The organism is Gammaproteobacteria bacterium (assembly GCA_013696315.1).
Classification (GTDB): Bacteria; Pseudomonadota; Gammaproteobacteria; order JACCYU01; family JACCYU01; genus JACCYU01.
In genome coordinates this window covers 1-4,526 of record JACCYU010000173.1, presented here as the reverse complement: position 1 = coordinate 4,526, position 4,526 = coordinate 1, and the positions used below count along the sequence as shown (strand labels likewise).

Genomic DNA, 4,526 nt, shown 5'->3' with positions numbered 1-4,526 from the left:
ATCGATGCGGCCAGTAGTGAGATTATCGCGGCGGAAGTTACGACCAACGATCGGAGTTCCGGGTCGCTACTGCCTGCGCTGCTTGACCTCATCGAAGGCGAGATCGTGCAAGTCTCAGGCGATGGGGCCTATGACACGCGTGCGTGTTATCAAGCGATCCAGGCGCAAGGCACGGGCGGCAATCCCGCCAGCCAAGACGGGGTGCGCGTATTTGGCAACATGGCAATACTGACCCTGTCTTGATTCCACGTACACCAGATTCATGCAGCTTTGAAGCTGCGTTCAAACTCTGCGGGTGAGCGATAATCGATCGCCGAATGCAGACGTTGGAATTGTAGAAGCCCTCGATCCAATCCACGAGATCGAGCTTGGCCTGTACCCGCGACGCGTAACGTAGCCGGTGCACACGCTCGACCTTGAGCGTCTTGAAGAAGCTCTCCATGGCCGCATTATTCCAACACTTCGCCTTACGATTCATCGATTGCGCCATCCTGTAGTCGGCCAGCAGGGCGTAGTACGGGTGGCTGGCGTACTACACGCCACGATCCGAATGCAGGATAAGACCCGCGGCAGGCTTCTTGCGCCACCAATACGCCATCTATCACGGCACCGCATACCAGCCCGGCCCTAAGCAGCTCGCTGATAGACCAGCCCATAATCTGAGCGACTTCCCAGATCCAGCACACAGGCGAGATACAGCCAGCCTTCCTGCGTCGGGATGTAGGTGATGTCCGCGACCGAGGCCCGATCCGGCTGCCAACCATGGAAGCGTCGCGTCAGCACAGGCGGCGCAAGTGGCTGGCTGTGTTGCGCGTCAGTCGTCGCCCGATACGGCCGCTTATAGACCGGCCGCAGCTCCTGACGCCATAGATTGCGCCGAACCCCGCTCGTGTCCGCCCCGCAGGCCCCGCGCACGCAGGCTGCGAACAAAACGCTCGGCGCCCTTAACTTAAGCCGGGTCTCGGCATGGATCGCCGCCACCTGCACATCGAGTACTGTGTTGACAGGGCGTCGCTCACCGGGCGGCCGGTCTCTCCACTGTAAAAAACCCGTGCGCGATACCGCCAACGAGGCCGTAGAAAAACGCATTGCGAGGCTGCGGCTGTAGTCCATCGACGATTTGCGAGGGTTTCGGCGTGCTCGGCGGAGCAGATCGTGTGTACGAGAGCATCGTTCATTACCGTGCCGTTCCCATCTCATTGGTTATGTCAGGGACGCTAGCGCGGGTTCCGGAGCTTTCCAAGTCTGCTTTCATGGCGCTTTGCCTTGCAGCTTCTGCACGTTGTGCACCAGCGCAAAGAGCTTCCATTGCGCATCGACCTTTCGCCTTGATCGTAGCGTGAAGCGCCGCAGGCGATGCGTATGCAGATTGGCCTGCGACCGGTTCGACGATGCCCAGGCGTCGGCTGTAGAGCAGCCGACCTTCTCGGGTGTCGATCCGGGCCTTCATCGCGGTGGTCTTCGGGTGCGTGTCGCAGACCTTGCTGCCGTCGAAGAAAGTGACCTGCCGGTAAGGGCTGACATCGGGCTTGCGCATGCACTGTGCTTTTAGTGGGCAGGCGCTACATAGCTCTCGCGTGCCTTCAAAGCTCACCCCGCGCCGTCCCTTGATGACCGCATTCTGCGTACTGCGCTTCAGCGCCTGGCCGTTCGGGCAGGTACAGGTCTGTCGCTCGGCATCGTAGGTGAAGTCTTTTGGTTGAAACCACTTCGATTGGCGTTCGCCAGACTTGCGCTGCTGCTCCTTGGGCTTGTGCTGGTAGGCGTCGGCAAAGCGCGGGTCCCGTGACCGTAATCCGGTGTCGGCGATCAAGGCGTCAACGTTCGCATCGGCCAGCTGTTGCAGGGTGGCTTCGCAGTGATAGCCGGAGTCGGTGAGCACCGTTGCCGTGAGCAGCGGGTCCGCCGTGCCGATGGCGGCGAAGTCGGCTTGCACTTCCTGCAGCACCATCGGCAGCAAACCGTTCTCCTGGCCGGTGCCGAAGGCAGCGGCGTGCATCACGATCCGCGCCCTGGAATCGACTGCGGCCACGCCGGTGTAACCCTGCACGACGCCGTGACTGGTCTTCATCGTCGCCGAGTCGTTGTCGGTGATGTTCGACTTCAGCGGCTCGCCACGGCGATTGGTCTTCTCGGCAGTTACCGCCAGCCAATCTCGAACCTTCTGGCTGTTCTTCGTCAGCGTCTCGAGCTGCCGGCGTTCACGGATCACCATCGCATCTTCGTTCTGGCCGGCGTCCTGGCGACGGTGCGTTGCCAGCAGATGGCTAATAGCCATGTCCATCTTGCTGGCCTTCTTCACAAGCGCGGCCTTCGTGCCGCTCCAGGTGCGCGAGGCATTCGACGGCAGCTTGCAGCCGTCCACTGCAAACAGTTCCTTGCCAAGCAGGCCCTGCTCGTCGCAGACCAGCAGTACGTCACGAAACACGGACGTGATCTCGTTCGGCATCCTGGCGACGAAAGAGGCGATGGTGGTGAAGTGCGGCTGTGTGTCGCCGGTCAGCGCCATGAAGACGACGTGCTCCCGGCAGGCACGCTCGAGCGAGCGTGACGAGCTCAGTCCGCGGGCGCAGCCCACCAGCACAAGCTTCAGCAGCACCGACGGAGCGTAGGCCAAAGCACCCGTTTCATCGTTGCGATAGCGCGCATCGAATACCGTCAAATCAACCTCGTGATCGACCAGCCAGTTCACCGCGTACTCGAAACTGCCCGGCATGATCTGCGCGGAGAAGTGCACCGGCAGCAACTTCGATAAGTGACGATCAACAGGCTTGTAACGGGCCATTGCAGCGCTCCTTTCGTTGCCAAAGAAGCAGCTACATGTGTGCCAATCTATGGTTTTTCTACAGCCTCAACGCATCAGCTAAGCCGAGGACCGCCCGTGCTTGAACGGAGTAAAGGCTTTCACTGCAGTCGGCCGCAGCGCATGTTATGCGGCTTGAATCTCAACCAACTCGCTGCTCGAATAAGTTTGTGGAGCAGACTGCCCTTGCTCTTTGAGACCCTCAAGATGCAGCTCAATTGACTCTCGTATGGAAGTCAGAAGGAGTCCATATGTGGAATGTTAGGCGCGTTGCTGCCAGATTGTAGGATCGCGGCGCGCGTGAAAGACCGCGAGTACCACGATTCGTCTAACCTCTACCCGAAAGAACACCGAGTAAGGAAAACGCTGCGGACTTTCTGCCGCAAGTGCCACCGCCTGATCAATTTTCGACACGAGCCGAGCGCCAAGACCAGTACGACGCGCTTCGTACCACAGCGCCGCTTCATCGAACTCCCGCCGTGCGACGCGCCGGAAGACGACCTTGAGATTCACCGCTTGAACTGTTCAATAATTGAAGCCTTAACTTCCTCCCAGGACACGACATCATCAGGATTGGCCTCGTGTTCGGCGATCCTGCGATCAAGCTCGGCGCGTTGAGCTTCGGTGAGCGGAATCGCCGCGCTCTCTGCGGCTATGCTGTCCCAAAGCTCTTCGACGAGCGTTAGACGCTCCTCTACGTCAAGTTGATCGATTCCTAACGACTTAATTGATATGGACATGACACCAGCGCCCTTGTGGATATCTGTCTCAACGTACCAGATGTGTCACGAAGGTGGAAGCTACCTACCTAACCGGCTGACATGAGGACCTTTAGGTCGCCATAACGCCACCACAAAATTGCTTGACATCAATCCATATTTCTACAATATTAGAAATATGGAAAAGGAATCAGTCATTGCCGCGTTGGGCGCGCTCGCGCACGAGAGCCGTCTGGACGTATTTCGCTATCTGATGCAGCAGGGCGCGGATGGCGCGCCCGCTGGCGAACTCGCGGCGCGGCTGGGTCTGCCGGGCGCGACGTTGTCGTTTCATTTAAGCGCGCTGAGACACGCGCGCCTGGTGCGTAATCGCCGCGACGGCCGTTCGATTATATACACGGCCGACTTCGAGGCGATGAACGCGGTGCTCGCTTACCTGACCGAGAACTGTTGCCAGGGGCGGCCTGAGGACTGCGCGATTCCGCAGTGCGATACGGTCGCTCGGCCCCCGGAGAATGCGCCGCGACGCTCGGCTGTGCGGCAACGATTAAAACCCTGATATATCGAGCGAAGTCATGAGTGTTAAAACCTACAACGTTCTGTTTCTCTGCACCGGCAACTCGGCGCGCAGCATCATGGGCGAGGTGTTGCTGAATCGTCTGGGCAAGGGCCGCTTCCGCGCGTACAGCGCCGGCAGCCATCCGAAAGGCGAGGTACATCCGCTGGCGCTGCGACTGTTCGAACACATGAAGCTGCGGGTCGAAGGGCTGCGCAGCAAGAGCTGGGACGAGTTCGCCGCGCCCGATTCGCCGCCGCTGGATTTCGTGTTCACCGTGTGCGACAGCGCGGCACAGGAAGTAAGTCCAATGTGGCCGGGTCAGCCCATGTCCGCGCACTGGGGAATGGTCGATCCGGCCGCCGTCGGAGGCGACGAACGGACACGGGACCGCGCCTTTCGCGCCGCGTATTACGAACTGGAGCGCCGCATCCAGATCTTCACACAA

Annotated in this window: 6 protein-coding genes and 1 pseudogene; 2 read left to right on the top strand and 5 right to left on the bottom strand. The window is 59.9% G+C overall.

Annotated elements, in window-relative coordinates; translation table 11 throughout:
* Positions 1–88 precede the first annotated feature (88 nt).
* From H0V34_10230 to H0V34_10210, 5 genes and pseudogenes are all read right to left on the bottom strand, one after another.
* Positions 89–478, bottom strand: a complete 390-nt coding sequence (locus H0V34_10230) for an IS3 family transposase (protein ID MBA2492049.1) — start codon at positions 476–478, stop codon at positions 89–91.
* Between the two features lie 149 nt (positions 479–627).
* Positions 628–1,089 carry a hypothetical protein gene (locus H0V34_10225; GenBank protein MBA2492048.1) on the bottom strand — a complete coding sequence of 154 codons (462 nt, stop codon included), beginning with the start codon at positions 1,087–1,089 and terminating at the stop codon, positions 628–630.
* Positions 1,090–1,251: 162 nt separating this feature from the next.
* Positions 1,252–2,785: pseudogene (locus H0V34_10220) on the bottom strand (transposase).
* 279 nt (positions 2,786–3,064) lie between these two features.
* The gene (locus H0V34_10215) at positions 3,065–3,316 is read right to left on the bottom strand and encodes a type II toxin-antitoxin system RelE/ParE family toxin (protein ID MBA2492047.1); all 252 of its coding nucleotides are present in this window, start codon (positions 3,314–3,316) and stop codon (positions 3,065–3,067) included.
* The gene (locus H0V34_10210) at positions 3,313–3,543 is read right to left on the bottom strand and encodes an addiction module protein (protein MBA2492046.1); all 231 of its coding nucleotides are present in this window, start codon (positions 3,541–3,543) and stop codon (positions 3,313–3,315) included. The genes H0V34_10215 and H0V34_10210 overlap by 4 nt, the downstream gene beginning before the upstream one ends.
* A 157-nt stretch (positions 3,544–3,700) precedes the next feature.
* Between H0V34_10210 and H0V34_10205 the strand changes: the two genes are divergently transcribed.
* Both H0V34_10205 and H0V34_10200 read left to right on the top strand, forming a co-directional pair.
* Positions 3,701–4,081, top strand: coding sequence for a helix-turn-helix transcriptional regulator (locus H0V34_10205; GenBank protein ID MBA2492045.1), 381 nt, complete (start codon positions 3,701–3,703; stop codon positions 4,079–4,081).
* Between the two features lie 16 nt (positions 4,082–4,097).
* Positions 4,098–4,526 (top strand): arsenate reductase ArsC (locus H0V34_10200; protein ID MBA2492044.1); only part of this gene is annotated, 429 nt, incomplete at its 3' end.